The organism is Okeania sp. (assembly GCF_035285525.1).
Taxonomy (GTDB): Bacteria; Cyanobacteriota; Cyanobacteriia; order Cyanobacteriales; family Microcoleaceae; genus Trichodesmium.
Genome location: NZ_JAYKGW010000071.1, coordinates 21,876 through 47,964, shown reverse-complemented (window position 1 = coordinate 47,964; position 26,089 = coordinate 21,876). Strand labels below are relative to the sequence as shown.

Genomic DNA, 26,089 nt, shown 5'->3' with positions numbered 1-26,089 from the left:
CTTCAACCAGCGTATTTTGGGCAAGAGGTAAGAGTTGGGAAAAAAAAATACTCCCCATCCCCCCATCCCCTTAAAAATACTTTTTCACCATATCATTTTCTAGCGAATATATTCTCTGACAATACGGTTCCGTCTAGGATCTGCCAATTTTTTCAATGCTTTAGCTTCTATTTGCCTAATTCTTTCCCGCGTTAAATTAAATAGCTCGCCAATTTCTTTCAGAGTCTTTTCTTGACCATCATCAAAACCAAATCGCATTTGCAATACACTTCTTTCACGTTCAGTTAAAGTTTTGAGAACAGTTTCTACATCTTCTTCCAGGCAACTTTCAAAGACATATTTTGCTGGTGTTTTCCCATCAAACTTGATCGCTTTCTGATAGATAATATTTTCTTCTTGACTAATAAGTACTTCCTCTAGAGATAGAGTTTCTTGAGCGCATTCTACAATAAATCGCAATTTCTCTGTGGTCATCTCCATCCGTGTCGCTACTTCTTCTGCTGTTAGAGGAAAACATTCTATTGACATTTGTTTAACTATTTTTTTCATTTGGGAGACAGTTTCATAGAGATAAACTGGCAACCGGATCGTCCGAGAATGATCACAAATAGCTCTGGTAATAGCTTGTCGAATCCACCAAATACCGTATGTAGAAAACTTATAACCTTTTGTGTGGTCAAATTTTTCGGTGGCACGAATTAATCCTATACTTCCTTCTTGAATTAGGTCTTGTAAGTCTAACCCACGGTTTTGATATCGTTTAGCTATTGAAACCACCAGTCTGAGATTAGCTTTCACCATTTTATTTTGAGCTTGTCTACCTTGTTGGAGGCGATCGCGTAACTCTAATAGACTTATTTCTACTGCTGTTGCCCATTCTTGTTCCTTAGGCGATCGCTTGAGTTTTTCCTCTAATTCTTGATAAGTTTGCTTTAAAGATAATAATTCATCAATTTGATGTGCTAAATGAATTTCTTCTTCCGGATGTAAGCGGGATATATTATTAATTTGTTGTTGATAAAGTTGGGTTGAATCTTCAGTAAATGTTGCAGTCGGTGGTTCTAGATCGGGGTCATAGCTATTTTCGGTATGGTTTTTATTATTGGTGAATTTTCCTGTAGATTCCCAATAATTTATAGTTACACTTTCTAGCCAATAAGTATCATAATGGCTAGGATTTTTACAGTCAATTAACCACCATTTGATTTGATTTTGAATATTTATATTTTTTCTGTTTCTAGGCGCAATTATTATTAACTTATCGTAGTTATTTGTGCCAATTAATAAAAAATTATTTTTGCTTTTCGAGATAGTTCGATAAATAGTTATTATTTTTTCTTGTTCTTTACAGTTGGTTGGAAATTTTCCTAGTCTTAACTCCACTAAAAATACTTGTAATTCCTCTTGTTTCGGGCTGGAAATTATGTAAGCATTATCAATAATTTCACTGCAATAGTCTGGTAAATCTAGTTGTTCAATATCTAAATTTTTTAGATAGAAAGTGTAGCCAAGTTTTTCAAACAAAGCTACTATTTTTTGCGGGCTACTAACTTTTTTTAAATCGTCTAGTTCTAATAAATGCCCTATCATTATCATCCGTCTCCACTATTAATTTATCTGACAGCAGATTCCCAGTATCTATAAAACAGGCATTTTGCCTGTAATAGCTGTAGCCAAAACTTGATGAAATCTGCTGCCATATTTTTAATCCTTATTTATGACAATTTAGAGAATTATTTTGTCTATTTTTTCTTCAAGGTAAGCAAATGTATAAGAAGCATTTTTTTGTGTTTCCTTATTGTATGTATTTTGAGAGGATAGATAGGTTGTCTTACACAGTTAGGACTTACACGGGAGGAACCCGGTTTCTTGGGCAAATCCTTGTTTTGAACTGTAAACTTCTAAGAGAAACCGGATTTCTAGGTTCCCATAACTTTAGTCCTAATAGTCATAATTATGGAAAAAAAAGGAATACCTAGCACCGGAGCAAGATGTTTTTACTGCTATGCTTCAGAATCTGTACATTATCTTGTACCACATTTATTGCATTATGTCAATAATTACAATTAGAATTTATTTTTATTGAGGGTTAGCTTATGGAAAATTTTTTGCCTGAAGTAAAAAGCAGGGACCTTCGATGTAACGTTTGTAAAACTTACACAAAAACCGGAGCCATTAAGAAAATTTCGTGATTTAAAAAACAATAATTAGGGCAATAAATCCGGTTGATAATTTTTAATTTCTTGTCAGCATTGTCTTCGGAGTAGCTGATAGCTAATAGCTGAATGCGTACTATATTTTAGTTCTAATAATCATTAGGTAACCGATAGAATTAGAGCAAAAAATTAACAGTTTTTATGAGGATAAAAAAATGGAAACTCTATTAGGTATTTGTCTAGGAGTAGGATTAAGTGCAGCTTGTGGATTTCGGATATTTGTGCCTCCACTGATAATGAGCATTGCATCACAATCAGGACATTTGCAACTATCTAATGACTTTGCATGGATAGGAACTCCGGAAGCAACAGTCACTTTTGGAGTAGGTGCATTCATAGAAGTTGCCGCTTATTACATTCCTTGGGTAGATGAGCTACTAGATATTCTTGCTACCCCAACAGCAGTTGTTGCGGGTACTATGATTACAAGCTCATTTGTGAGCGAAATGAGTCCAATGTTACAATGGACTATCGCTATAATAGTTGGTGGTGATTCAGCAGGAACTGTCCAAGGTTTAACAGATGTCACCAGACTAGCTTCCACATCTCTAACAGGAGGTTTAGCTAATCCTGGAGTTTCCACAATGGAGTTATTAAGTTCCACAATGTTGTCAATGTTGGCAATCTCTGTACCAGTATTAGCAGCAATAATAGTTTTTATAGTAATTTGGTTATTATGGTCAGGAGTAAAAACTTTGCATCGTAAGTTGACTAAAAGAAATCAAACAGAAGTACCACCAACTGAAATAGAATAACACCATTTCTCAATGGGAGGTGTGAGGAGAGGATTTGTCAAGTTTTATTTTAAGCAAGATGCTTGTAAAGCATAGCTTAAAAAGGGGGAGCAGAAGAGAAAAAATCAAGTGAGAAGGTACAAAGTTTTTTATCTAAATAATTTGCTATAATTGCTAAGTCTGAAAATATTAGTAATTATTAGGTGAATAATGAGTGATTTTCAAGTATGCGATCGCGATTTAACGGAAACTACTTTATCTGATTATTGGCAATCTGATAGTATTGCAGTAGATACAGAAACAATGGGGTTATTGCCTAGTCGCGATCGCTTATGTTTAGTTCAGTTATGCGATACTCAAGGCAAAGTAACAGCTATTCGGATTGAAAAAGGGCAAAAAGAAGCACCGAATTTAAAACAATTAATGGAGGCAAATACTATAGTTAAAGTATTTCATTTTGCCAGATTTGATATAACAATGTTACAGCATTATTTAGATATTCAAGTTTCTCCAATTTTCTGTACCAAAATTGCTAGTAAACTAGCACGAACTTATACAAATAAACATGGTTTAAAAGACTTGGTAATGGATTTAGAAAAAGTAGAATTAGATAAATCTGCCCAAAGTTCTGATTGGGGAAATGCAGAAAATTTAACTGAGAAACAATTAAGTTATGCTGCTAATGATGTGCGATATTTATTGAGTGTTCGGGAGAAATTAACTAATATATTGAAACGAGAAGAAAGATGGGAATTAGCACAAAAGTGTTTTGAATGTTTACCCGTATTTGTGGGATTAGATTTATGGCAATATAAAGATATTTTTGAGCATTAATTAACTTGAGATTTGTGGGACTATATTTGCCTTTTTTCTGGAATTTTCAATTTCCAACCAATTATTGGCCTCATAAATTAGGGCACAAATATATTATTATAGTGCTATGCAAATATAGCAATATTTGCGTAGTGCTATGTAACCACAAAAATTACAAAGTACCATTATCCATACGAGAACCAAGAAACCTGGTTGTTTCATAAATGTCTATTGTTCAAATAAAAGGTTTATCATATTAACTGGGTTTCTTTTCCTAAGTCCTAAAATACATACTGAGGTTATTAACTATGAAAATTTGGGTAAATGAACAGATAGATCCATCCGGTATTATCTACTCCTGTATTGCCTGTTGCAACGAACAACAAGCCCAAGAATGCCATGAATCTTTTAAAAATAATTTAACTGATACTCAAAAAGAAGAGGGATGGAAAGCTAGATTACGAACTGTTGAATCTTGGAATGAAGTGCCTGTTAGTGCTTTAAAATTGAATTAGACTGTCAAGTTTCTATTAGCCAAAATATGATTGAATTATATGAACCACTGAATGTTCTTAAACCAATAGATGAAAATATTTGGATTGTTGATGGTCCGATTGTGAGAATGGCAATGTATGGAACATTTATTCCATTTCCTACACGCATGACTATTGTCCGATTAAAAAATAATAAGTTATGGTGTCATTCTCCCATAGAATTAGTTCCAGAATTAAAAGCTAAAATTGATGCTTTGGGTTCGGTGCGTCACTTAATTTCACCTAACAAAATCCATTATGCTCATATTAACAGTTGGGCAAAAGCTTATCCCGAAGCTATTGCCTGGGGTTCTCCAGGAGTTGTAGAACGTGCAGCAAAACAAAAAATTGAAGTAAATTTTGATGCTTTTCTTGATGATGAAGCCCCCATTGACTGGTCAGAAGATATCGAGCAATTAGTTTTCCGAGGTAGTAGATTTATGGATGAAGTAGTATTTTTTCATCGCCAAAGTTCCACAGTTATTCTGGCAGATTTAATTGAAAATTTTGAACTTAATAAAATTAGTAAAAAACTTCATTTATTAATAAAATTAGCTGGTTGTAATGCTCCAAATGGTAAAGCACCACTGGATTTACAAATGACATTTTGGGGAAGAAAAGATACAGCTAGTTCCTGTTTACAAAAAATGTTAAAATGGGAAACTGAAAAAATTATTTTGTCTCATGGCAAATGCTATAAGGAAAATGGTAAAGCTGAATTAATTCGAGCTTTTACTTGGCTAGGAAAAGGCTAAATTTTGAAAATAAATAGATTAGGGAATAAGGTGAAACAATTGATGATTTATATGCGATATTAAATTCTGAATTTTGGAATTTTGACTTTCCCAGTGAAATTCTTACTTGGGAATTTTGACTGGGGAATTCGAGCTTTTGCTTGGCTAGGAAAAGGCTAGATTTTGAAAATAAATGGAGTAGGAAATAGCAGGAATAATTGATAATTTATGTGGGATAATTAATTTTATTTTTGATTATTGGAGATGTATTTTAGAAAAAATCAGAGATATTCTTGATTAAATTCTTACTTTGGAATTTTGACTTTTGACTTTCCCACAGGAGATGTCTATTAGAAAAAATCAGAGATATTCTTGATTAAATTCTTACTTTTGACCAATAAATAAGGTCTCAAGTTTCCCCTTTTAAGGGGATGAAAAAAAATTGATTCAGTATTTCTAACCTCTGGCAAAAGTTGTGAGGTACTGATAACTGATAACTGATAACTGAAAAGACTTTCCCACAACTAAAAATGGCAATTACAACTAGACAATTAATTCAATGGAAACAAAAAGGTCGCCCCATAGTAGCTCTGACAGCTTATGATTACACAATCGCTCAAATTTTAGACAATGCTGGAGTAGATTTAATCTTAGTTGGAGATTCTCTGGGAATGGTAACATTAGGTTATGAAACAACTTTACCAGTAACTCTGGAAGAAATGATTCATCATGCTAAAGCAGTGCGACGTGGTGTAAAGCAAGCTTTGCTTGTGGTAGACTTGCCATTTTTAACTTATCAAGAAAGCACTCAACAAGCTATACATTCAGCAGGGAAAATACTTAAAGAAACAGGTGCTCAAGCTGTAAAATTAGAAGGTGGCAATGAAGCGATCGCTCAAACTGTCGATAAACTAACATCCGTAGGCATTCCGGTTATGGGACATATCGGTCTCACTCCCCAGTCAGTACATCAATTTGGTGGTTATCGTCAACAAGGTAAAACCCCTGATGCTAGTGCGCGTATTTTAGCAGGAGCTGTAGCTTTAGAACAAGCAGGTGCTTTTGCGATTATTTTAGAACATATTGGAGTAGATTTAGCAAAAGAAATTACGGAAAAAGTTTCTATTCCCACTATTGGTATTGGTGCTGGTGCTTATTGTGATGGTCAGATATTAGTGATTAATGATATTTTAGGAATTTCTGATAGGCAGCCACCTTTTGCCAAATCTTATGTTAATTTACGAGAGAGTATTACTCAAGCAGTTCAGGAATATAGTGTGGAAGTTAAAGAAAGAAAATTTCCTAACTAATATCAACCGCTCTTAAAATAGTGCATGGGGTAGGGACGGGTTTCTCCAGAAATTTCCATGCTTACTCTCAGATTTACATAAACCCGCCCCGTTAGACGGTGCATGATATCATGGGGGACGGGTTTCTCCAGAAATTTCCATGCTTACTCTCAGATTTACATAAACCTGCCCCGTTAGACGGTGCATGATATCAACCTTAACCTACCCGTACAGAGTCTTATTCCCTAATGTATCAATTATAGGGCTTACGCACGAACGCTATTCGTAGGTTGCGTTTTGCCTTCCGCAAAGCTCCGCTTTATATGTCGGCTCAAGCGCCGAAACGCTGCGCGACATGAAAAGCGAAGAACGCACAACGCACCAATAATCTAAATCTATATATAGTGCCTTTGCGTAATATTAGTCTGTTTGAACACTGTTAGCAATTTCCAGCCATTCTGGTGTAAACATCATTTTCCATCCAAAATCTAACAATTCCATAATGTGATCGCACGGAGAACAATCTGGTTGTTCAATGTTATTAGATTTTTCCCAAATTACAGCAGTTTGATTATATGCGTATGTTTCCATAGTTGATAATTTGTAAATTTAATTTTATCAGAATCCTAAATGGTTTGTGAAAAAAAGTAGGGGTTTAATTTCTCAACATCATTAGATTGGGTTGGGAGACCAAACCCCTACGATAAAATGTCCTAACCTATTTGGGATTGCTATATAAATTTATAATTCATGTTGTATGTTACTGAACCGGAAACTATAGCTGAAGTTACATCAAATTCGGTAGTATCAGTAAAATTCGCTCTCCGTAGGGGTTGGGTCTCCAATTTTTCGGGAACCGTACCCTCTACCAACTAGGAGTTTTCGGCAATACTGATGGCAAACCTTATTTTCCAAAGCAAGGAGATTTGATATTAAAACTCAGAAATTAAATTATTGCTGTGACTAAAATCGGCATAAAATTCTCTACACAAAAGAAAACTGAGCAAAACTTAACTCATTAACTTTATTCCAATTAAAAACTTGCTCTCGGAATTTTTGCCACTGTTCATAAACTTCTTTAAAACCTTGATCTTTACTGGCATTTTCCTCCAAAATTTCCAAAGTAAATTTTTGGGCAACTTCCATTATTTCTGGAGTAAAAGCCTTCAACTGAACACCTTTTTCTATCAACCTTGGCAACGCTTCACTATTCAAAGTATCATATTGAGCCAACATATTCAAGTTAACTTCCGTAGCAGCAGTCTGAAAAATTTCCTGATATTCTTGTGGTAACTTATTCCAGGTATCTAAATTGACCAATGCATCTATAGTCGGACCTGGTTCCCACCAACCAGGATAATAATAATATTTAGCAGCTTTATAGAAACCTAACTTCTCATCATCATAGGGACCAGACAACTCAGCAGCATCAATAGTACCTCTTTCTAAAGCCAAATAAATTTCCCCACTAGGTAACACCTGCACATTTACTCCCAACTTACTCATCACATCCCCTCCGATACCAGGGATGCGCATTTTTAAACCATTGAGATCGGCCAAACTTCTAATTTCTTCTCTAAACCAACCACCCATTTGCGCCCCTGTGTTACCCGCTGGGAAGTTAATTATATTAAAATCAGCATAAATTTTTTGGATAGTTTCTAAACCTCCTCCATGATATAACCACGCATTTTGTTGTTGAGCAGTCAAACCAAAGGGAACAGAAGTTGCAAATACCAAAGCCGGATTTTTGCCTCTGTAATAATAACTGGAAGTATGACCACATTCTACAGTACCTTGTTGAACAGCATCTAAAACTTCCAAACCTCCCACTATTTCACCAGCTTGATAAGGAGTAATAGTAAATTTGCCATTGCTCAAATCTGCGACGCGATCGCAAATCCTCTGGGATCCACCAAACAAAGTATCTAGAGATTTCGGCCAACTGGTCGTCATTCTCCATTTTATTTCTTGGGTTTCAGTTTGACTCAATGCTGGTAAAGCAACTGCACTTGTAGCAGCAATAGTAGTATAACTAATTAGATGGCGACGTTTCATTGATTTATATATTTAGGGTTTACTAAATTTGTTGGGTTTTGGTCTCTCAACCCAACCTATATCTATCAGGGTTTACTAAATTTGTTGGGTTTTGGTCTCTCAACCCAACCTACATCTATCAGGGTTTACTAAATTTGTTGGGTTTTGGTCTCTCAACCCAACCTACATCTATCAGGGTTTACTAAATTTGTTGGGTTTCGGTCTCTCAACCCAACCTACATCTATCAGGGTTGTTATAACAGTTTTCAGGTTAATCAACCACATTATAAAATGATAACCCAGTAGAGACCTTGCAGACAACGTCTCTACTCGCGCGTTTATTGAGCAGTAAATGCCGATAACTGATAACTGAAATGACTTCACTATAGAGGATTATTGAAAGTAAACTGAGCAAAACTCAATTCATTAATAGCATTCCATTTATAAACTTGTTCTCGGAAATTTTTCCACTGTTCATAAACTTCTTTAAAACTTGCATCCTCACCAGCTTTCTCTTCATAAAATTCAACAGCTGCTTTCTGTGCTGCTTCCAAAATTTCTTGACTGTAGGGGCGTAACTCTGTACCACCTGCTATCAGTTCAGCTAATGCTACTCCATTTAAAGCATCATATCGGGCTAACATATTTATATTGGCTTGATATGCAGAACTCTTCAAGATTTCCTGATATTCTTTTGGTAACTTATTCCATTCATCCAGATTAATTTGCACTTCAAAAGTCGGACCTGGTTCCCACCAACCAGGATAATAATAGTATTTCGCAGCTTTCTGTAAACCTAATTTTTGGTCATCATAAGGACCTACCCACTCCGCAGCATCAATAGCACCTCTTTCCAAAGCTAGATAAATTTCACCACCGGGTAATACTTGAGTATTTACTCCTAATTTTTTCATTACTTCTCCACCGAAACCAGGGATGCGCATACTTAAACCATTTAGATCGGCAACTGTATTAATCTCTCGTTTAAACCAACCTCCCATTTGCACTCCACTATTACCAGCCGGAAAATTAATAATATTAAAGTCAGAGTACAACTTGTGCATGATTTCTAATCCGCCACCATGATAATACCAAGCATTCTGTTGTTGGGCAGTTAAACCAAAGGGAACAGAAGTACCAAAGGCGAGAGCTGCATTTTTACCCACATAATAGTAACTAGCGGTATGGCCACATTGTACGGTTCCTTGTTGGACAGCATCCAAAACTTCTAAACCTCCCACTATTTCTCCAGCTTGATAGGGAGTAATAGTAAATTTACCATTAGTCATCGCTGCCACGCGATCGCACACCATTTGTGCCCCACCAAAAATTGTATCTAGGGAGCGAGGCCAACTGGTAGTCATTTTCCATTCTACGGAGGGCAAGTTATTAGTATCAGTAGCAGTAGTTTCAGTCGTGGTTTGAGTACAAGCTGCTAAAGTTGCGACGCCTGTAGCAGTTGCCATGTGATTAATTAGTTTTCTGCGTTTCATTTTTTTTCTATTATTTGGTTTTATGATATACAACTTATACAATGAAAATTATTCTCTATTTCGCTGCATATTGTATCTCAATAGGTTCAATCTAAATGTAAAGTTTTAATACAGGAATTAGGCAAAGTCACTATATGTAGAGTTTTTGTGCGTTACGAGATACGCTTTTTCCTACGGAATGCTACGCCAACATATCCCCCTTGGGTAATGGTACTAGAGGCTTGAGTATTTCCCCCATACGAGTTACTCATATCACTTGGGTATGGTTGATGTTGAGGGTTGGCGATCGCAGGTAAACAACTTATTAGTTATTAAGATGAATTAACTGTAGCAAAAAATAACACCATATTCACTGAGGCTCCAACTTTCTTTAGATTTTATTTATAAATCAACTCGTAATAGCAATAATTTATCTTTGTAACACAAATGTATCTTTCATCTTCTACAATGGTATTAATAACTGATAACTGAAAAGAATGGATAGAAAAACAGTAGAATCAGGATTAATATTACTTGCTCTGACAGGTTCCCAAGCTTACGGAACTGCCATACCCACATCTGACTGTGACTATAAAGGGATTTTTATTGCTCCTCAAGATTATTATTTAGGGTTTAAATCTGTTGAACAAAAAGACCGAGGTTGGGATGAACCAGGAACAGGTTTATTTCCGGTATTAGATAATGTTAAAGATTGCGTAATTTATGAGTTAAGAAAATTTCTTATTCTCGTCCATAACAACAATCCGAATATCTTAGAACTTCTTTGGTTAGATGATAATTTTTACTTGCATTTATCCCCAGTAGGAAAAAAGCTAATTTCCTATCGTCAAGCATTTATTTCTCAGAAAATAAGAGCGTCTTTTGCAGGTTATGCTTATTCTCAAATTAAACGAGTTGAAACTCATAGAAAATGGTTATTAAATCCTCCGGAAAAAAAGCCAGTACCTCAAGATTTTGGGTTAGATGAAGATAGTTATCGACCTTTAACTAAATCTGAAATTAATGCTTTTATGGAATTTCTCTATATGTTGGTTAGAGACTGCATAGAATTTTTAGAACCTGCTCAAAAATTGAGAGATTTGCTGTTAGAAAAAATTGATTATAAAGCGATTCTAAAACAACATCAAATGCCTGAAGAATTATTACCGAAAGTGCAAGAATATACGAGAGCACAAAACGATTTTGTGCGTTTGTTACATTTGACTCAAGCTTATCGGCAAGCTCTTAGTCAATGGGAAGCTTATTGTAGTTGGAATCAAGGGAGAAATTTGCAACGAAAAGAGTTGGAAAGAAAGTGTGGATATGATGCTAAACATACAAGTCATTGTATTCGGTTGTTAAGAATGGGAATTGAAATTTTACGGGATGGGGTTTTGTATGTGAATCGAAAAAAAGCTGGTGATGCAGAATATTTGTTATCTATTAGAAATGGGGATGTTGATTATGAGGAAGTGAAAAAATTAGCTGATGATTTATTTGCCGAAATTAAGGAGGTGAAAACAGAATTGCCAGAAAAAGTTGAGCAGGAGTTTTTGAATCAAGTTTGTGTAGAATTGGTGGAAATGGCAGGAGTTAATTAATTATTAATAATTGATAATTAAGACTTGCTGATTCAATCTAAAAGAACTGAGAGATAAAGGTTTTATATCATGTCCGGTAGCATCGGATTTTTCGGGCACCGTGCCTGTATAAAATCAAGGTAAAAATGGTATAAAAGCTTTTGCCCTCAGCCTTCAGCATAGCTGCCTTTCTTCCACGAAAATCTAATTACTCAACCGGACATTATATTATATCATTTCCGGATAATCAATGGTCAAAAACTTTCTACGCAGAAACTATGCAGAAACCGGGTTTATGAAATAAATTTCGTGGTTTCAACAACAATATTATGGCAATAAACCCGGTTTCTTGTTCACTTTGTGTAAGTCCTGCCTATTTTATTTGTTTGTGTCAAAAATCTTGCTACTTTTTGAGAATAGTTGGTTACATCTAAGATATTTGCCAAAATACTTTATTTCCTATTCCTTATTCCCTTTTCCCTAAAAGGATACAATGTTTAATGGGTAAAAATTTAGGAGTTTATTTTTAGTTTTTGAATTGTGACAACATCAGTACAAATTGCTATAGTTTTCATTATTCATTACTCACTATCCATTATTCATTTTAATTGTAACTATGACTACATCAACTTCTGTTTTATCAGCTTGGCAACTATTAAGAAACCGTGAAATTACTTATCAACAGGCATTAGAAAATTTAATTGATAAACGAGGAATTTTAAATCTAAAATTGCTGGATAAAGAAGTAGCATATCGTTTCTTTAGAGAATTTCCAGAGCCAAAAGATTTGCCCCCAGTTATTCCCCTACTTTTATGGCGCAACTGCGACTATTTAGCTTTTCCTGTAGAAATATCCAACGAAGACTTCACAAAAATGAGCGATAGCACTTTTTCAGAAATCAAAATTATTTCGATTGCTGAAAAAAGCTATAGCGCTTGGTATCATCGAGAAAAAATAAACCCTAAGTCTTTTGGTAACAGGATTATTAGGACTTATTCAAAGAAACCCGGTTTCTACCGCAAATCGTTGTTTTCAACTGTCAATGTCTAAAAGAAACCGGGTTTCTGAGTTCCTATTCCTATAGCTTTAGTCCTAAAATCATTTGAAAGAGCAAGAAAAAGCAACTTTTTCTCCATTTTTTGCACTTTTACTTGATTCTTGTATTTGTCCCATTTTCTGGCAACTAACCTATATAAAGGTTTTAAAATGGGGGTGGTGGGACTTGAACCCACACGACCGTTTAGGGTCAACGGATTTTAAGTCCGTAGCGTCTACCATTCCGCCACACCCCCATATATTTGAGATAATTAAATGAGCTAAAAAAGCTCATTCTTTTATTGACATACTCCCGACGTTGCCCTTACGGGACGACGCGGGACTCTTCAGTCTGGGAAACCCTGACCGCTGTTTAGACAGAGGTGATGTCCTCCCCCTGTGTTAAACTTTACAATAACAAAATCCTTCTAGCTTGTCAAGGGGTTATGAACATTTAGCTTATGAAGGTATCCGAATCCTGGCCCTGGCTTTCATCCCGACGCTCCCCTGCGTGAGAGCGCAGGACTTCCCGCCAGGGAAGTTAAAGCACAACGTTATTTTAGCAAGTATTTTCCAGAAATTAATATAAAAAAATTGTTAAGGACTTTAAACAAGGACATTAGTACCTTTCTCCTGGACAGAAAAAATATGGAATAATTTAGAGCTTGACTAGAAAAACATTCGCTAAGACAATAATGTATCAAACAAAATACAATTAATTATTGTAAATTCTCCATCTTTAGTTTATGAACTTGGACTTGGACACGAACCTAATAATCTTAATTATTTATGCAGCTCTGGCCGGAGCCTACCTTCTAGTAATGCCAGCCATAGTTTATGCTTATCTCAATATCCGTTGGTATGTTGCTAGCTCCATTGAACGGGTCTTTATGTACTTCTTGATGTTCTTCTTCTTCCCTGGTATGTTGGTTTTGTCCCCATTTTTAAATTTTCGCCCTAGAAAGCGACAGATTGAAGGTTAATGCGACGAATTGATGCCATTGGAATAACTATCGGTGTTTTTGCTGCTGGTGGTCTTATTTACTTAGTATTACAAGTAGTAGGAATAGACGGTACAGATGCTGGTATTTGGACACAAGCAGTTTTGGTCGGTGGCTTAGTTGTCTGGCTACTGACCTATCTATTTAGGGTTATGAGTAGCAATATGACCTATAACCAGCAGTTGAATGATTATGAAGAGGCAGTGCTGCAAAAGCGTTTGGCAGAGATGACTCCAGAGGAGTTGGCTCAGTTGCAGGCTGAAATTGAACAGGAAAAGGCCGATCGGACAGACAAATAAGAATAAGTGTTTATATAAAATTAATTACACATTACTATCAGACATCTCCAATTTAATGAAGAAATTATCAATTCTTTCTGTCTGTTCCCTGTTCCCTCCATACCTGTTTCCTGTCTAATAAATTATCAATTTTTTCTTTCTGTCTGTTCCCTGTTCCCTATTCCCTTTTCCCTCTCTCAACTAGGAAATTAATTTACTACTTAAATTATCTATATAAATATGATTTCAGTTTCTCATTGTTTTGAATCTCTACGAAATTCAAAAAATAGTCCCCAGTGTGCTTTAATTCCCTTCATTACGGCAGGAGACCCAGATTTGGAAACTACGGCCAAGGCTTTGGAGGTGTTAGATAATAGTGGAGCTGACTTGATAGAGTTGGGCGTACCTTATTCTGACCCTCTGGCTGATGGCCCAGTAATTCAGGCTGCTGCAACTCGTTCTTTGAGTCGGGGGACTACTTTGGAGTCCGTATTGGAGGTAGTCCAGACAGTTAGTCCGAAGTTGCGATCGCCGATAATTTTATTTACTTATTACAACCCGATTTTATACCGAGGGGTAGAGAATTTTCTGAAAAAAATTTATGATGTGGGTGCTAGGGGTTTGGTGGTACCAGACTTGCCTTTAGAAGAGGCGGATATTTTATTGAAACCAGCCAAAGATATTGGCATAGAATTGACTTTATTAGTAGCTCCCACTAGCCCAAAGGAGAGAATAGAAGCGATCGCTCGTCAGTCTCAAGGATTTATATATTTAGTGAGTGTGACTGGGGTGACGGGAATGCGTACTCAAGTACAAACGGGGGTAGAAAATTTATTAGCACAAATGCGGGCAGTGACTGATAAACCCATTGGTGTAGGTTTTGGTATTTCTCAACCGGAACACGCTTTGCAGGTAAAAAATTGGGGTAGTGATGGGGTTATTGTTGGTAGTGCGGTGGTAAAGAGGTTAGCTCAGGGAAATCCGGATGAAGGGTTGGAAGCGATTGGGGAATTTTGTCGGAGTTTGAAGGCAGCTATTAGTTAACTTTTTTTTACAAGGAAACAATCTCCTAAAACTCTGAGATTGCTTCCTATTGTTGATAGAGATGATTGTTTAGAGCCAGATTATATTAGGACTTACAAACCCACTATATATAGAGTCTTGGTGCGTTAGGAGACTCAGGTCATGGAAGGGCATTGATGTCGCGTAGCGTTATCGTATAGGGACTGCTACGCAAACATGTCGGCTCAAGCGCCGAAAACACAGCCTACTGGATTGTTTCATCTAAAATACTACATTAGCTTTTTTCATAACCCCATAACCCCATTTCCTATGGCACCATTTTAGATGAAACGGTTTACTACTGGATTGTTTCACCTAAATAAAATAGTACATTAGTAGGGGCGGGTTTGAGCCAGAATTTTGATGGTGACTCCAAGATTTATAGAAACCCGCCCTCTAGGACGGTTGGTTATATCATAGGGGCGGGTGGGAAATTAATGAATAATGAACAGGACTTACGCCAAGGCACTATATATATAGTATTGGTGCGTTACGCTAGCGCTAACGCACCCTACCAATAGCTACATTAGCTTTTTTCATAACCCCATAACCCCATCAACCCATCACCCCATTTCCTATTGCACCATTTAATAGGGTTGATGGGTAAGTGCTATCTATGTGAGAGTATTCTCAAAAAAACTAATTAACTCAACCCTACTAACTTTGAACTTAGTTCCCAAAGTTTAATTGCCTTATCATTATCACTTGCTTCATCAGAAACCTCTTGCACAAAAGACTTACGATCTTTCTTTTGGCGATTTCCCCAACTCCAATACATTCCCGACTCTTTATATTCAGAATCTTTAACCAGAGCAGCAACCCTTTCCCCTGCCAAATCTTGAGAAACATATCCTCCAGTAATGTTCTTTTGAAATAGGGGAAAAATTTTCTGGAATAAAGGAAAATGATTTCTAAATAAAGGTGTATCTGCCACACATCCAGGATACAGAGAACTAAAAATAATTCCTGTAGATTCGTGATAACGTCGATGCAACTCTCGCATGGTCAAAACATTACAAAGTTTGCTATCTTTATAAGCTTTACCAGACTTAAATTTCTTACCATTAATCATAGAAATAGGAGCTTTAAAACCTTGTTCAAAACCCTGCAAATCTCCTAAATCTGGAGGTGCTGGAATGGGAATTTTTCCTCCCAACTCTTTCGGATTAGCTGTTACAGTTCCTAAAATCACTAATCTTTTATCCTGAGCAGGAGACTGTTTCAAATCCTCTAACATGAGGTTACAGAGCAGAAAATGTCCAAGATGATTTGTAGCCACACTTAATTCATAACCATCTGCACTCCGCATCGGTTCTTTTAACAATGGCAAATATACCGCAGCATTGCAGACTAAAGCATCCAAAGAGCGACGACTTTCTCTGAAAGTATTGACAAACCTTTTAACCTTCTCTAGACTGGCCAAGTCTAGCTCCATAACAGTGTAACTCTCTTGTGCCATTCCCACTTCTTGGGCAGCTTTTTCAGCTTTTACCAAGTCTCGACAGGCCATCACCACATACCATTGACCTGTTTTAGCTAGAGCTTTCGCAGCATATAAACCCACCCCGGAGGATGCACCTGTGATTATTACTGTTGATTTATGATTTGGTTCCATTCTCAATGAGATTTTGTGAAATTTGATTGACTAATTCCGTGATTTTACAATAGATTTGGCGAACTAATGCTAACCGTGATAAATCTTTGTGACATTAACTGGACTTACGCAGACAAACCCAGAAACCGGTTTTTTTCTAGATATCTGTTATAAAAATAACGATTTATCTTAGGGCGTGTCATCAATTAAATAAGTTGACAAAAAAGCTATTCTCTGTTATGTAAAAATGGCGATCGCAGTTGGGTAGGTTCAGATACAGCGAGCGCATACCTGAAATTGTGCGGTCGGTAGGGGCGGGTTCCTCTGTAGGGACGTTGCATGCAACGTCCGTGCAATGAACAATTTTCAAAGTGAGTTAGATAAACCCACCCCCCCAATGATGTAATGAACAGTTTGAGCTTTGTCAGTCCACTACTTTTGTTGATCAAGCTTCTAACATCTAATTGATGACACACCCTAGAAACCCGGTTTCTTCAGAAAAGAGGGAGTAGGGAGTAGGGGAAAAGAATAGATGATTTCTGTCCGATAATTGATTTAATTTTTTATTTTTGGAGATGTCTAATAGTTAATAATTAATAATTAAGAGTTGATAGTCAATAATTATTCATTCAAGAATTCACACATGGAAGCCTACCCAAGGATTGGGGATAAATCTTCATGATTAGTCAATCCCCTTCTTTAAAGAAGGGGTAATTATTAATTATTAATTGCTGAATATAGGGTTAAAGTTTGGAGGTGATAAAATCTTGCTTTTTAATTCCGTGAAAAGGTTTAAACAACTGATAACAAATTCATTGAATATCTTCAGCTTTTATCATGTCTAATGGGTTTGATTTTTTCTCCTCTTCAAGTTGATAATAAAGTTCTGCATCAACAAAAATTTCATGTAAGTCAGAGACGAAACTATTAATATCAATATATTGCTGCCATATTTGCTTAATTTCTCTTTCAATACTCCGCAGATTTTCTGTAGCAATTACTTCCAGAACCCGTTCGATAGTCTCTCGATATTCTAAGTCTAATACATCCTTAGTTTGCTGTTCCAAAAACAAGTAAATTTTCTGCTATAATTTATTTAGTTTAGGTCTAAATTTACTGCTAGTTTGCTGCCGTTTAAAATCTTTAAGTAAATTCTATACTGCTCTTTCTAAAACATTAAAAATAGTATCATCTAAACCTCTTTTTGAGTTGATTTTTTCAAGATTATTATTGGGTACAGGTTGAACATTAAAATTAACACTTTTTTTAATAGCTTGAAGATAAAGATGTTCAAATATCAAATGTTTTTCCGGATTAATATTAACTTCTTTAGAGCAAAGATAATTTACAAAAAAGCTTTCAAAATTTTTATAGATCAGTTTCCTCAGAGCTTTTGCCTGAATTTGCCTAATTCTTTCACGACTTCCTTTTTATTATTTTTACCTGTTGGTTGAAAAAGCTTAATATCATCTAAAGCTTGGTACTGATTTTGATGAAGAGTTTTCGTTTCTTGGTGAAAAAGTGCAATTTTTTTGAATGTCTTTAGTTGCTGAAAATTAGGATTAGTAAAGTCTATATAACAAAACTTGATATTAACTTTTAGCTTCTAATTATCATCTAAAGTTTGCTGAGGACTGCCTAATAAAAGTTGTTGATAATCTTTAGTTGCCAGTCATAAAAATTTAGAAGGACGTTGACATAAACTTTCAGCGATCGCCTTCATTTTACTCTTAGCTGTATTCTCAGAACTCAACTCTTGAGCTGTTAACTGAAATAACAATATTTGTAAATTTCCACTACCTATATCTGCAATAATATAAGCATCTATCACAGCTTCAAAACTTTTAGTTGGTAACTCCAACTCTTCTAGACTTAAGTAGTTCTACAGTTGTGTTGTAGCCAAGTTTCCGAAAAACATTTCCTATTCCCTCTAAATTATTAGCATTCTGTAAATCTTCCAGCGTTAAGTCGCTTTTTTCCATCCATACACCCTTATCTAACTAACATTAATCTAATAGGACTTACACAGAAACCGGGTTTATGAAATATCTTGGTTTGAACAACAATATCGTGGCAATAAACCCGGTTTCTTAGTTACTTTTAGTAGAACTTACGCAGAAATCGGGTTGATGAAATATCTTGGTTTGAACAACAATATCGTGGCAATAAACCCGGTTTCTTAGTTACTTTGCATAACTCCTGTGTAGTTATTTATTAAATTTTTTTATTATAGCAATCAGAAATTAGTTTTAACAATTTTTATAATAACAATAATTAGACAAAAAAACCCGGTTTATAGGAGAAATGATTGTTTTCAAGAATAAACATCCATCAGAAACCAGGTTTCTGGGTTAGCCTGCATAAATTATTCATAAATCTTGCATAATTAATTCAAATTGAAAGCCTTGAAAATCAGGTAAATATTATGTCATATCTCGGACAAACAAATGAACTAATCCAAACATATAAATTATGCACAGAATGGCAGTTTGCAGAAAACTTTGAAAATCAGGTAAATATTATGTCGTACCTCAGACAAAAAAAATGAACTAACCCAAAAAATATAAATTATGCACAGAATCGAAGTTTGTAGAAATTTGGGTCAATTTTATAGTAATCTTTCCATTAAATCAGCAAAACTATAAGGACATTTATCAGGAAGGTCTAATTTTAGATTCACTGAAAACTAATCTTTTAGCTCTTTCATATTCTTTATTTATATCCACCTTATTTAACAAAGTTTTAGTTAGTCTTCTCTCAATTTCATCTTGAAAATTATTAACTTCAATTTACCAGTGGTTGCGAGGATAAATATCGGAGGAATAGTCTAGTTTAAGTTTGTATTCAATTAACCTTTTGATAAAACTACTAACAGCATGAATTTGTTCTTTTCCCAAGTCTTCTATTTCCTCCTTTAAATTATTCCAATCAAGTGCTTTTAGATTACGATTATTTAATGCTTGAACTTGTTGAACAGTCCACTCCACAAAATCAGTTTCATAAAGATTAGTCATTTCATTTGTCCGATATATTTGTGTAGTCTTGTCAATATAATTCATAAATTAAACTCCTAATTAGGTTGATGTTTGCTTACTTTACTGAAATTTCCCCCATACCAATTTACTATAAAATCTAAAAGCTGTTATTGTAAGCATTCAGCTATTAGCACCTCAGCCAGTCTCCTGGGTCGGAACTTCGTTAACAGCAAAGAAATCCTGTTTTTAAGGAGATTATTTCAACGAATATAGACTCTAATATCAAGTGGAATGACTTTTTTAGTAAGATTTTTTTGGCTCAATTAATAAAGCTTTTATCAAAGATTAAAATCACTCTTCTGATAGCTGATAGCTGACGGCTGAATGCTTACCTGTTATTTATATTAAATTTTCAATATATTGTTCAATTGATAAGTCTAATAATTTAGCTTTTTCTCGAATCTGAGCTTCAATTTCTGGTTTTAAATTAATAGTAATCATAGTTTTTTTGTTTTTAAGTTAGCTATTTCCTACTATATCATTCATTTGCTAAAATTAAACAGTTCAAATGTCACAATCAAATTATTATGGTAAACTAAAATCAATTACTCGACCTACCATCAAGTGACGAATTAATAGACTCATTAGAATACAAAAGTTACGCGATCGCGTAACTTCATATTTTAGGTTGAGTTTTGCTCCCAAACATGAAAATATCCAGCACAACCCAACCTAAATTCATAATTTCCTTTAAACTTCTTCTGCTGCTTGCAAAATTAGACGACGAGCTACAGTTTGAATCCCAGTATGTTCAAAATAATTAGTCGTCATATCAATAAATGCTGCTAAATAATCTAACTTATCGTCAGCAATATCTACAAAATTTTGCAAACTATTAGTAATCATTTCAGGATCTAATCCTCGTGATGAAACTAAATCGCTCATCCACCCCCGAACTGAATCAAAACTATTACCAATAAAATCAAGTTTACCCTGAGTACCATCACCAGGAATCAAATCATTTACCTTTTGAAATAATGGATTTCGTGCCAAACCAGCAGAACTCATTCCCCCAATAATATCGCCGACGCGATCGAGAAAATCAGGTCCGAGGGGAATCAATCCATCGAAACAGACTAAGGCAACCATGCGCATTAAAGCTGGACCACTATATTCTTCTGCTAACGCTGCGGAAAAATCCCCTAAACTATCCATAGTTGGCATTCCGTTCAATTTACAGAAAGCAACTAACTCTGCTACTATTTTGATGGATAAATCTAATGCTTGAGTTGTATCTGCTGATGGAGTCAACTTATTGAAGAAACCCAAGAAAGAGATTTTTTCACCAACTTTATTTGCCATTGCTGCTGCACCTAAAGCAACATCAGCTTTGTCTAGACTTTGGTAAACCCAGATAGCATCCTGATATCCTTGAGATTGGTCGTTATATATCCACAAAGCACGTTCGCTAATGTGTTGGATTTTTTCAGATTCTGATTCCCCAGTAATTTCACGAACCGTCTTTTTAAAACCTACTAAATTATTCCATTCACCGGGAACTACGAAATCTAAGGCGCGTAATGCAGAAACTGTAATCCCATCTGTGGGTAGGTCATCGACTAATTTGATAATTGACATAATTTTTCTCTTTTTAGTAATTGATAATTAATTCCTTAATTCCTCCTTGATAACGTCCATACCCATGGAACGTCTTGAGAAAGATTTTTGTTGGGTATCAGAACGAAACCCAACCTACTACTTAATTATTCATTATTCATTTTAGCAATTGATAATTGATCATTAATTCCTACAAGTTTAAAGCTTTTCCTTGATAACGTCCATACCCATGGAACGTCTTGAGAAAGATTTTTGCCTTTGCTTCGTTCCTCAACCCAACCTACTACTTAATTATTCATTATTCATTTTAGCAATTGATAATTGATCATTAATTCCTAGAAGTTTCAAGCTTTTCCTTGATAACGTCCGTACCCATGCAACGTCTTTACGGGAGAAATATTTTTGTTGGGTATCAGAACGAAATCCAACCTACTACTTAATGATTCATTATTCATTAATTAACTACAATCTTTTTTTATAGTTTATATTAAAAATATCAAACAGAATATTCAGAATTTCGGAATTGACAATAACAAAATTAAATAGTAAACATTATTCTATCTATCAATCTAAAATTATGACACAAATAGCACCATTAGGTTCTTGGAAATCCCCTATAACTACCGATTTAATTGTGGCCGGAACAATTGGACTCAGTAGTATTACCATTGATGGTGATGATGTCTACTGGATTGAAGGACGACCTTCGGAAGGTGGACGAAATGTAATTGTCCGTCACACTCCCGATGGACAGACTACTGACATTACCCCTCCTCCTTTTAATGTACGCACCCGTGTCCATGAATACGGCGGTGCAGCTTTTTTGGTAGCGAATGGTACAATATATTTTTCTAATTTTGCAGATCAACGTCTCTACAGTCAAACACCAGGTACGGAACCCCTACCTTTAACTCCGGAGGCAAATCTACGTTATGCTGATGGTGTAATAGATAAATTGCGCGATCGCTTGATTTGTATTCAGGAAGATCATACTGGAGGTGGGGAACCTGTTAATAGGATAGTTAGCATCAATTTCAAAAATGGAGAGGATATCCAGATATTAGCAGAGGGTTATGATTTTTATGCTTCACTGACTCTCAGTCACGATGGTTCCCAACTTTGCTGGATTAGTTGGAATCATCCAAATATGCCTTGGGATGGTACGGAGTTGTGGGTAGCTCAGGTGAATACGGATGGTTCATTGGGTGAAATGAAGTTGGTTGCTGGAGGGAAAGCAGAATCAATTTTTCAACCCCAGTGGTCTCCAAATGGAATGTTATGTTTTGTCAGCGATCGCTCTAAATGGTGGAATCTTTATCGGGTGCCTGGAGTTACTAAGGCGGAAAATGTAGACCCATTGTATCCTTTGGATGCTGAGTTTGGAATGCCACAATGGGTGTTTGGAATGTCTACTTATGGTTTCACCGCAGCTAACAAAATTCTCTGCACTTTTTCTCAGAATGGAATTTGGCATTTAGCAACTCTTAATACTACGAAAAAACATTTACAGGAAATAGAAATGCCTTATACTTCTATTAGTTGTTTAAAAGCAAAAGAAAACCAAATTTGTTTTCTGGGAAGTTCTCCTACGGAACCTAGTTCAGTTATTAAAATAAATCTGTCTACAGGTGATATTAATGTTTTAAAACGTTCTACAGATTTAGAAATTGATTCTGGTTATTTATCTATTCCTCAAACTATAGAATTTCCCACAGAAAATGGTCAGACTGCTTATGGTTTCTTTTACCCGCCAACTAATAAAGATTACACTGCACCTGTAGGAGAAAAACCACCTCTTTTAGTGAAGAGTCATGGAGGTCCGACGGCAGCAACTTCTAGTAGTTTAAATTTAAAAATTCAATATTGGACGAGTCGGGGTTTTGCTTTACTTGATGTTAATTATGGAGGTAGCACTGGCTATGGAAGAGAGTATCAGCAAAGACTCAAAAATAATTGGGGTATTGTTGATGTTGATGATTGTGTAAATGGCGCTCAATATTTAGCTGAACAGGGATTAGTAGATGGTAATCGGATGACTATTTCTGGTGGTAGTGCGGGAGGTTATACAACTTTATGTGCTTTAACTTTTAAGGATGTATTTAAAGCTGGAGCAAGTTATTATGGAGTTAGCGATTTGGAGGCTTTAGCAACAGATACTCATAAATTTGAATCTCGTTATTTAGATGGATTAATCGGACTTTATCCTGAAGAAAAAGAAATTTATCAACAGCGATCGCCGATTAATTTTAAAGAAAGTTTGTCTTGCCCGGTAATTTTTTTCCAAGGTTTAGAAGATCAAATTGTTCCCCCAAATCAAGCTGAAAAAATGGTAGAAGTTTTGCAAGAAAAAGGATTACCAGTAGCTTATGTTGCTTTTCCAGGAGAACAACATGGTTTTCGCCGTTCGGAAAATATTAAACGCGCTTTGGATGGAGAATTTTATTTTTATTCTCGTGTATTTGGATTTACACTTGCTGATGATTTAGAGGAGATAGAAATAATTAATCTTTAGATTTTTTAATTTTAGTAGGGGCGGGTTTCATAAGTTAGTTAAGGAGTACCTATTAAGTCAACTAAACCCGCCCCCAATGATGTCAGGTATCGTCTAACGGGGCGGGTTTATATAAATTTGAGGTGAACCATGAAAATCTCTGGTCAAACCCGCCCCTACACTATTTTTCATCAACTGTAGGAGCGGGTTACAGTTCCCGAAAAATCATCAGGAAAGTTAACGAGTACCTATAACGGGGCGGGTTTACATAAATTTGAGGTGAACCATGAAAATCTCTGGTCAAACCCGCCCCTTAAACCCGCCCCCAATGATGTCAGGTATCGTCTAATGGGGCGGGTTTATATAAATTTGAGGTGAACCATAAAAATCTCTGGTCAAACCCGCCCCTACACTATTTTTCATCAACTGTAGGAGCGGGTTTCATAAGTTAGTTAACGAGTACCTATTAAGTTAACTAAACCCGCCCCCAATGATGTCAGTTATCGTCTAATAAACCTGCCCCCTCTTATGGCTATATATCTATAATTATGAATAATCAACAATTTTCAGTCATCTCTAATACTTCTAACTATTGGTTAAAAAATGCTCATGTACCTGTCTGTCTGATAGAAACTGACTCCGAAATACCAAGTCAAACTAAGGAAAGTTTGTCATTAATAAATATAGAAATTAAACAGGGAATCATCACCCAAATTATCCATTCCTCAGCAGATTTGCCTTCTCTGACAACTGAAGATATTCCTACTATTGACCTCAAAGGTGGAATGGTGTGGCCATGTTTTGTAGATATGCACACCCATCTAGATAAAGGACATATTTGGGAGCGATCGCCTAACCCAGATGGTAGTTTTAATGGCGCTTTGGATGCGGGCGCTAGGGATGCGGAAAAATATTGGAATGCTGAAGATGTTTACCGTCGAATGGAGTTTGGTCTCAAATGTAGTTATGCTCATGGAACAAAAGCTATTAGAACTCATATTGACTGTTTTGGAGAACAGGAAAATATTAGTTTGCAGGTATTTCAAACATTACAAAAAGAGTGGGAAGATAGATTAATATTACAACCTGTTTCTTTGGTGACTGGAGATTATTTTCTGACTCAAGCTGGAGAAAAATTAGCTGATAAAATAGCTGATATTGGTGGCATATTAGGAGCTGTTCCTTTTATGAGTTCAGATGTGGATAATCAGTTAGATAAATTATTTAGTTTGGCAAAAGAACGTCAATTAGATTTAGACTTACATATTGATGAAAATGGAGACCCTAATTCTAGGGTTTTACATAAGGTTGCAGAGCAGGCAATTAATCATCAATTTACTGGCAAAATTATCTGCGGACATTGTTGTAGTTTGGCTGTACAAACTCCGGACAAAGTAACAGAAACTCTGAAATTAGTTCAGGAATCTGGTATTAGTATTGTCAGTCTACCAATGTGTAATCTTTATCTCCAAAATCGGCAAGATAATTATACTCCAAGATGGCGGGGTGTGACTTTATTACATGAGTTGAAAAAACAGGGGATTTCTGTAGCGATCGCTAGTGATAATTGTCGCGACCCGTTTTTTGGATTTGGCGACCATGATGTTTTAGAAGTGTTTAATATGTCAGTGAGAATTGCTCATTTAGATATGCCTTATGGAGATTGGCCTGGTGCTGTGACGAAAACTCCTGGGGATTTAATTGGTTTGCCTAATATTGGTAGAATTAGAGTTGGATTACCTGCCGATTTAATTCTGTTTAAAGGTAGGAATTTTAGTGAACTTTTATCACGGTCTCAACATGATAGAATAGTATTAAGAAATGGTCGAGTTATTGATACAACTTTACCTGATTATTGTGAATTAGATGATAGATGTAGGTTGGGTTTTGCTACGCAACATGAAAAGCGATAGCGAAGCCAACAGATGCTTATATTTGTGGTTGTTGGGTTGAGGCACGAAACCCAACCTACAATTATGAATTAGATGATAAGATGTAGGTTGGGTTTTGCTACGAACATGTTTGTGTAGCATTCGGTAGGAAAAAGCGATAGCGAACCCAACAGATGGTTATATTTATAGTTTTTGGGTTGAGGTACGAAACCCAACCTACAATTCTCAGATTCCTAGGGATTTAATTCTATTTAAAGGTAGGAATTTTAGCGAACTTTGATTACAGTCTCAATATGATAGAGTAGTATTAATAAATGGCAGAGTTATTAATACAACTTTACCTGATTATTGTGAATTAGATGACAAATGTAGGTTGGGTTAAGCGTATCTTGAATCCAACAGATGTCTATATTTGTTGTTGGGTTTCGCGCCTCAACCCAACCTACAGTCCACTGATTATTTTGAATTAGAAATAATATAATATGGTAAAAGAATTAACTACTGATACAAAACCAGAAATTATTCACCCAGATAGCGATGGTCAACCAATGGCAGATAATACAAAACAGTTTTGCTGGATCGTCACTATAAAAGAAAACCTGGAAATTTTATTTGCTGAAGTTCCTAATAGACATCTCCAAAAATAAAAAATTAAATCAATTCTTATCCATAAATTATCAATTATTTCTTCCTGTTCCCACATATCTAGTTTTCCCTGTTCCCTCATTTGGAGGA

Annotated in this window: 23 protein-coding genes, 1 tRNA gene and 1 pseudogene; 13 read left to right on the top strand and 12 right to left on the bottom strand. The window is 35.7% G+C overall.

Annotated elements, in window-relative coordinates; all coding sequences use genetic code 11:
* Positions 1 to 99: 99 nt before the first annotated feature.
* On the bottom strand, positions 100 to 1,590 hold the full coding sequence (locus VKJ25_RS07390; RefSeq protein ID WP_324235979.1) for a sigma-70 family RNA polymerase sigma factor: 1,491 nt from the start codon (positions 1,588 to 1,590) through the stop codon (positions 100 to 102).
* A 781-nt stretch (positions 1,591 to 2,371) separates the two neighbouring features.
* Between VKJ25_RS07390 and VKJ25_RS07385 the strand changes: the two genes are divergently transcribed.
* From VKJ25_RS07385 to panB, 5 genes are all read left to right on the top strand, one after another.
* On the top strand, positions 2,372 to 2,971 hold the full coding sequence (locus tag VKJ25_RS07385) for a DUF4126 domain-containing protein (RefSeq protein ID WP_324235978.1): 600 nt from the start codon (positions 2,372 to 2,374) through the stop codon (positions 2,969 to 2,971).
* 189 nt (positions 2,972 to 3,160) lie between these two features.
* The gene (locus VKJ25_RS07380; protein WP_324235977.1) at positions 3,161 to 3,784 is read left to right on the top strand and encodes a ribonuclease H-like domain-containing protein; all 624 of its coding nucleotides are present in this window, start codon (positions 3,161 to 3,163) and stop codon (positions 3,782 to 3,784) included.
* A gap of 287 nt (positions 3,785 to 4,071) precedes the next feature.
* Positions 4,072 to 4,278, top strand: coding sequence for a glycogen debranching protein (locus tag VKJ25_RS07375; RefSeq protein ID WP_324235976.1), 207 nt, complete (start codon positions 4,072 to 4,074; stop codon positions 4,276 to 4,278).
* Between the two features lie 26 nt (positions 4,279 to 4,304).
* On the top strand, positions 4,305 to 5,051 hold the full coding sequence (locus tag VKJ25_RS07370; RefSeq protein ID WP_324235975.1) for a DUF4336 domain-containing protein: 747 nt from the start codon (positions 4,305 to 4,307) through the stop codon (positions 5,049 to 5,051).
* A 509-nt stretch (positions 5,052 to 5,560) separates the two neighbouring features.
* On the top strand, positions 5,561 to 6,340 hold the full coding sequence (gene panB, locus VKJ25_RS07365; RefSeq protein ID WP_324235974.1) for a 3-methyl-2-oxobutanoate hydroxymethyltransferase: 780 nt from the start codon (positions 5,561 to 5,563) through the stop codon (positions 6,338 to 6,340).
* Between the two features lie 399 nt (positions 6,341 to 6,739).
* Here the strand turns inward: panB and VKJ25_RS07360 are convergent, their stop codons facing one another.
* The 3 genes from VKJ25_RS07360 to VKJ25_RS07350 form a co-directional block, all read right to left on the bottom strand.
* Entirely contained in the window at positions 6,740 to 6,910 is a 171-nt protein-coding gene (locus tag VKJ25_RS07360; RefSeq protein ID WP_324235973.1) for a hypothetical protein, read from the bottom strand.
* 393 nt (positions 6,911 to 7,303) lie between these two features.
* Complete coding sequence (locus VKJ25_RS07355) at positions 7,304 to 8,377, bottom strand: TRAP transporter substrate-binding protein (protein ID WP_324235972.1); 1,074 nt, start codon at positions 8,375 to 8,377, stop codon at positions 7,304 to 7,306.
* A gap of 362 nt (positions 8,378 to 8,739) precedes the next feature.
* The gene (locus tag VKJ25_RS07350) at positions 8,740 to 9,849 is read right to left on the bottom strand and encodes a TRAP transporter substrate-binding protein (RefSeq protein WP_324235971.1); all 1,110 of its coding nucleotides are present in this window, start codon (positions 9,847 to 9,849) and stop codon (positions 8,740 to 8,742) included.
* A gap of 476 nt (positions 9,850 to 10,325) precedes the next feature.
* Between VKJ25_RS07350 and VKJ25_RS07345 the strand changes: the two genes are divergently transcribed.
* Positions 10,326 to 11,429 carry a nucleotidyltransferase domain-containing protein gene (locus VKJ25_RS07345; protein WP_324235970.1) on the top strand — a complete coding sequence of 368 codons (1,104 nt, stop codon included), beginning with the start codon at positions 10,326 to 10,328 and terminating at the stop codon, positions 11,427 to 11,429.
* A 595-nt stretch (positions 11,430 to 12,024) separates the two neighbouring features.
* Complete coding sequence (locus tag VKJ25_RS07340; RefSeq protein WP_324235969.1) at positions 12,025 to 12,459, top strand: hypothetical protein; 435 nt, start codon at positions 12,025 to 12,027, stop codon at positions 12,457 to 12,459.
* 157 nt (positions 12,460 to 12,616) lie between these two features.
* Here the strand turns inward: VKJ25_RS07340 and VKJ25_RS07335 are convergent.
* Positions 12,617 to 12,701 (bottom strand) — tRNA-Leu (locus VKJ25_RS07335).
* A 489-nt stretch (positions 12,702 to 13,190) separates the two neighbouring features.
* On the opposite strand from VKJ25_RS07335, the gene ndhL reads away from it, so the two are divergent.
* The 3 genes from ndhL to trpA all read left to right on the top strand — a co-directional run bounded on the left by ndhL (position 13,191) and on the right by trpA (position 14,767).
* On the top strand, positions 13,191 to 13,427 hold the full coding sequence (ndhL, locus tag VKJ25_RS07330; protein WP_324235968.1) for an NAD(P)H-quinone oxidoreductase subunit L: 237 nt from the start codon (positions 13,191 to 13,193) through the stop codon (positions 13,425 to 13,427).
* Complete coding sequence (locus VKJ25_RS07325) at positions 13,427 to 13,744, top strand: DUF3007 family protein (protein ID WP_324235967.1); 318 nt, start codon at positions 13,427 to 13,429, stop codon at positions 13,742 to 13,744. The genes ndhL and VKJ25_RS07325 overlap by 1 nt, the downstream gene beginning before the upstream one ends.
* A 219-nt stretch (positions 13,745 to 13,963) precedes the next feature.
* On the top strand, positions 13,964 to 14,767 hold the full coding sequence (trpA, locus tag VKJ25_RS07320) for a tryptophan synthase subunit alpha (protein ID WP_324235966.1): 804 nt from the start codon (positions 13,964 to 13,966) through the stop codon (positions 14,765 to 14,767).
* Between the two features lie 661 nt (positions 14,768 to 15,428).
* On the opposite strand, the gene VKJ25_RS07315 is transcribed toward trpA, so the two are convergent.
* The 7 genes from VKJ25_RS07315 to VKJ25_RS07285 form a co-directional block, all read right to left on the bottom strand.
* Positions 15,429 to 16,400, bottom strand: a complete 972-nt coding sequence (locus VKJ25_RS07315) for a protochlorophyllide reductase (RefSeq protein WP_324235965.1) — start codon at positions 16,398 to 16,400, stop codon at positions 15,429 to 15,431.
* A gap of 791 nt (positions 16,401 to 17,191) precedes the next feature.
* A complete protein-coding gene (locus tag VKJ25_RS07310; protein ID WP_324235964.1) occupies positions 17,192 to 17,446 on the bottom strand; it encodes a hypothetical protein in 255 nt (84 codons plus the stop codon).
* An 87-nt stretch (positions 17,447 to 17,533) separates the two neighbouring features.
* On the bottom strand, positions 17,534 to 17,680 hold the full coding sequence (locus VKJ25_RS07305) for a hypothetical protein (protein ID WP_324235963.1): 147 nt from the start codon (positions 17,678 to 17,680) through the stop codon (positions 17,534 to 17,536).
* A gap of 371 nt (positions 17,681 to 18,051) precedes the next feature.
* Complete coding sequence (locus VKJ25_RS07300; protein ID WP_324235962.1) at positions 18,052 to 18,240, bottom strand: hypothetical protein; 189 nt, start codon at positions 18,238 to 18,240, stop codon at positions 18,052 to 18,054.
* The gene (locus VKJ25_RS07295) at positions 18,224 to 18,361 is read right to left on the bottom strand and encodes an LOTUS domain-containing protein (RefSeq protein ID WP_324235961.1); all 138 of its coding nucleotides are present in this window, start codon (positions 18,359 to 18,361) and stop codon (positions 18,224 to 18,226) included. The genes VKJ25_RS07300 and VKJ25_RS07295 overlap by 17 nt, the downstream gene beginning before the upstream one ends.
* An 807-nt stretch (positions 18,362 to 19,168) precedes the next feature.
* Complete coding sequence (locus tag VKJ25_RS07290) at positions 19,169 to 19,438, bottom strand: DUF29 domain-containing protein (RefSeq protein ID WP_324235960.1); 270 nt, start codon at positions 19,436 to 19,438, stop codon at positions 19,169 to 19,171.
* Positions 19,439 to 20,104: 666 nt separating this feature from the next.
* On the bottom strand, positions 20,105 to 20,992 hold the full coding sequence (locus VKJ25_RS07285) for a hypothetical protein (RefSeq protein ID WP_324235959.1): 888 nt from the start codon (positions 20,990 to 20,992) through the stop codon (positions 20,105 to 20,107).
* Between the two features lie 556 nt (positions 20,993 to 21,548).
* Here VKJ25_RS07285 and VKJ25_RS07280 point away from each other — a divergent pair.
* The 3 genes and pseudogenes from VKJ25_RS07280 to VKJ25_RS07270 form a co-directional block, all read left to right on the top strand.
* Positions 21,549 to 23,483 (top strand): S9 family peptidase, encoded by a 1,935-nt coding sequence (locus tag VKJ25_RS07280; protein ID WP_324235958.1) that lies wholly within the window; start codon positions 21,549 to 21,551, stop codon positions 23,481 to 23,483.
* Between the two features lie 527 nt (positions 23,484 to 24,010).
* Positions 24,011 to 25,375 carry a cytosine deaminase gene (locus tag VKJ25_RS07275; protein ID WP_324235957.1) on the top strand — a complete coding sequence of 455 codons (1,365 nt, stop codon included), beginning with the start codon at positions 24,011 to 24,013 and terminating at the stop codon, positions 25,373 to 25,375.
* 461 nt (positions 25,376 to 25,836) lie between these two features.
* Positions 25,837 to 25,977, top strand: a pseudogene (locus tag VKJ25_RS07270) (Uma2 family endonuclease); the annotation flags it as partial.
* Positions 25,978 to 26,089 lie beyond the last annotated feature (112 nt).

Bases quoted from the DNA above. Each gene is read 5' to 3' on its own strand.
- VKJ25_RS07325 (WP_324235967.1), top strand. From the start codon at position 13,427: ATGCGACGAATTGATGCCATTGGAATAACTATCGGTGTTTTTGCTGCT.
- VKJ25_RS07280 (WP_324235958.1), top strand. From the start codon at position 21,549: ATGACACAAATAGCACCATTAGGTTCTTGGAAATCCCCTATAACTACC.
- VKJ25_RS07390 (WP_324235979.1), bottom strand. From the start codon at position 1,590: ATGATAGGGCATTTATTAGAACTAGACGATTTAAAAAAAGTTAGTAGC.
- panB (WP_324235974.1), top strand. From the start codon at position 5,561: ATGGCAATTACAACTAGACAATTAATTCAATGGAAACAAAAAGGTCGC.
- ndhL (WP_324235968.1), top strand. From the start codon at position 13,191: ATGAACTTGGACTTGGACACGAACCTAATAATCTTAATTATTTATGCA.
- VKJ25_RS07380 (WP_324235977.1), top strand. From the start codon at position 3,161: ATGAGTGATTTTCAAGTATGCGATCGCGATTTAACGGAAACTACTTTA.
- VKJ25_RS07295 (WP_324235961.1), bottom strand. From the start codon at position 18,361: ATGGAAAAAAGCGACTTAACGCTGGAAGATTTACAGAATGCTAATAAT.
- VKJ25_RS07285 (WP_324235959.1), bottom strand. From the start codon at position 20,992: ATGTCAATTATCAAATTAGTCGATGACCTACCCACAGATGGGATTACA.
- VKJ25_RS07340 (WP_324235969.1), top strand. From the start codon at position 12,025: ATGACTACATCAACTTCTGTTTTATCAGCTTGGCAACTATTAAGAAAC.
- VKJ25_RS07350 (WP_324235971.1), bottom strand. From the start codon at position 9,849: ATGAAACGCAGAAAACTAATTAATCACATGGCAACTGCTACAGGCGTC.
- VKJ25_RS07375 (WP_324235976.1), top strand. From the start codon at position 4,072: ATGAAAATTTGGGTAAATGAACAGATAGATCCATCCGGTATTATCTAC.
- VKJ25_RS07370 (WP_324235975.1), top strand. From the start codon at position 4,305: ATGATTGAATTATATGAACCACTGAATGTTCTTAAACCAATAGATGAA.
- VKJ25_RS07275 (WP_324235957.1), top strand. From the start codon at position 24,011: ATGAATAATCAACAATTTTCAGTCATCTCTAATACTTCTAACTATTGG.
- VKJ25_RS07385 (WP_324235978.1), top strand. From the start codon at position 2,372: ATGGAAACTCTATTAGGTATTTGTCTAGGAGTAGGATTAAGTGCAGCT.
- VKJ25_RS07345 (WP_324235970.1), top strand. From the start codon at position 10,326: ATGGATAGAAAAACAGTAGAATCAGGATTAATATTACTTGCTCTGACA.
- VKJ25_RS07315 (WP_324235965.1), bottom strand. From the start codon at position 16,400: ATGGAACCAAATCATAAATCAACAGTAATAATCACAGGTGCATCCTCC.
- VKJ25_RS07360 (WP_324235973.1), bottom strand. From the start codon at position 6,910: ATGGAAACATACGCATATAATCAAACTGCTGTAATTTGGGAAAAATCT.
- trpA (WP_324235966.1), top strand. From the start codon at position 13,964: ATGATTTCAGTTTCTCATTGTTTTGAATCTCTACGAAATTCAAAAAAT.
- VKJ25_RS07290 (WP_324235960.1), bottom strand. From the start codon at position 19,438: ATGAATTATATTGACAAGACTACACAAATATATCGGACAAATGAAATG.
- VKJ25_RS07355 (WP_324235972.1), bottom strand. From the start codon at position 8,377: ATGAAACGTCGCCATCTAATTAGTTATACTACTATTGCTGCTACAAGT.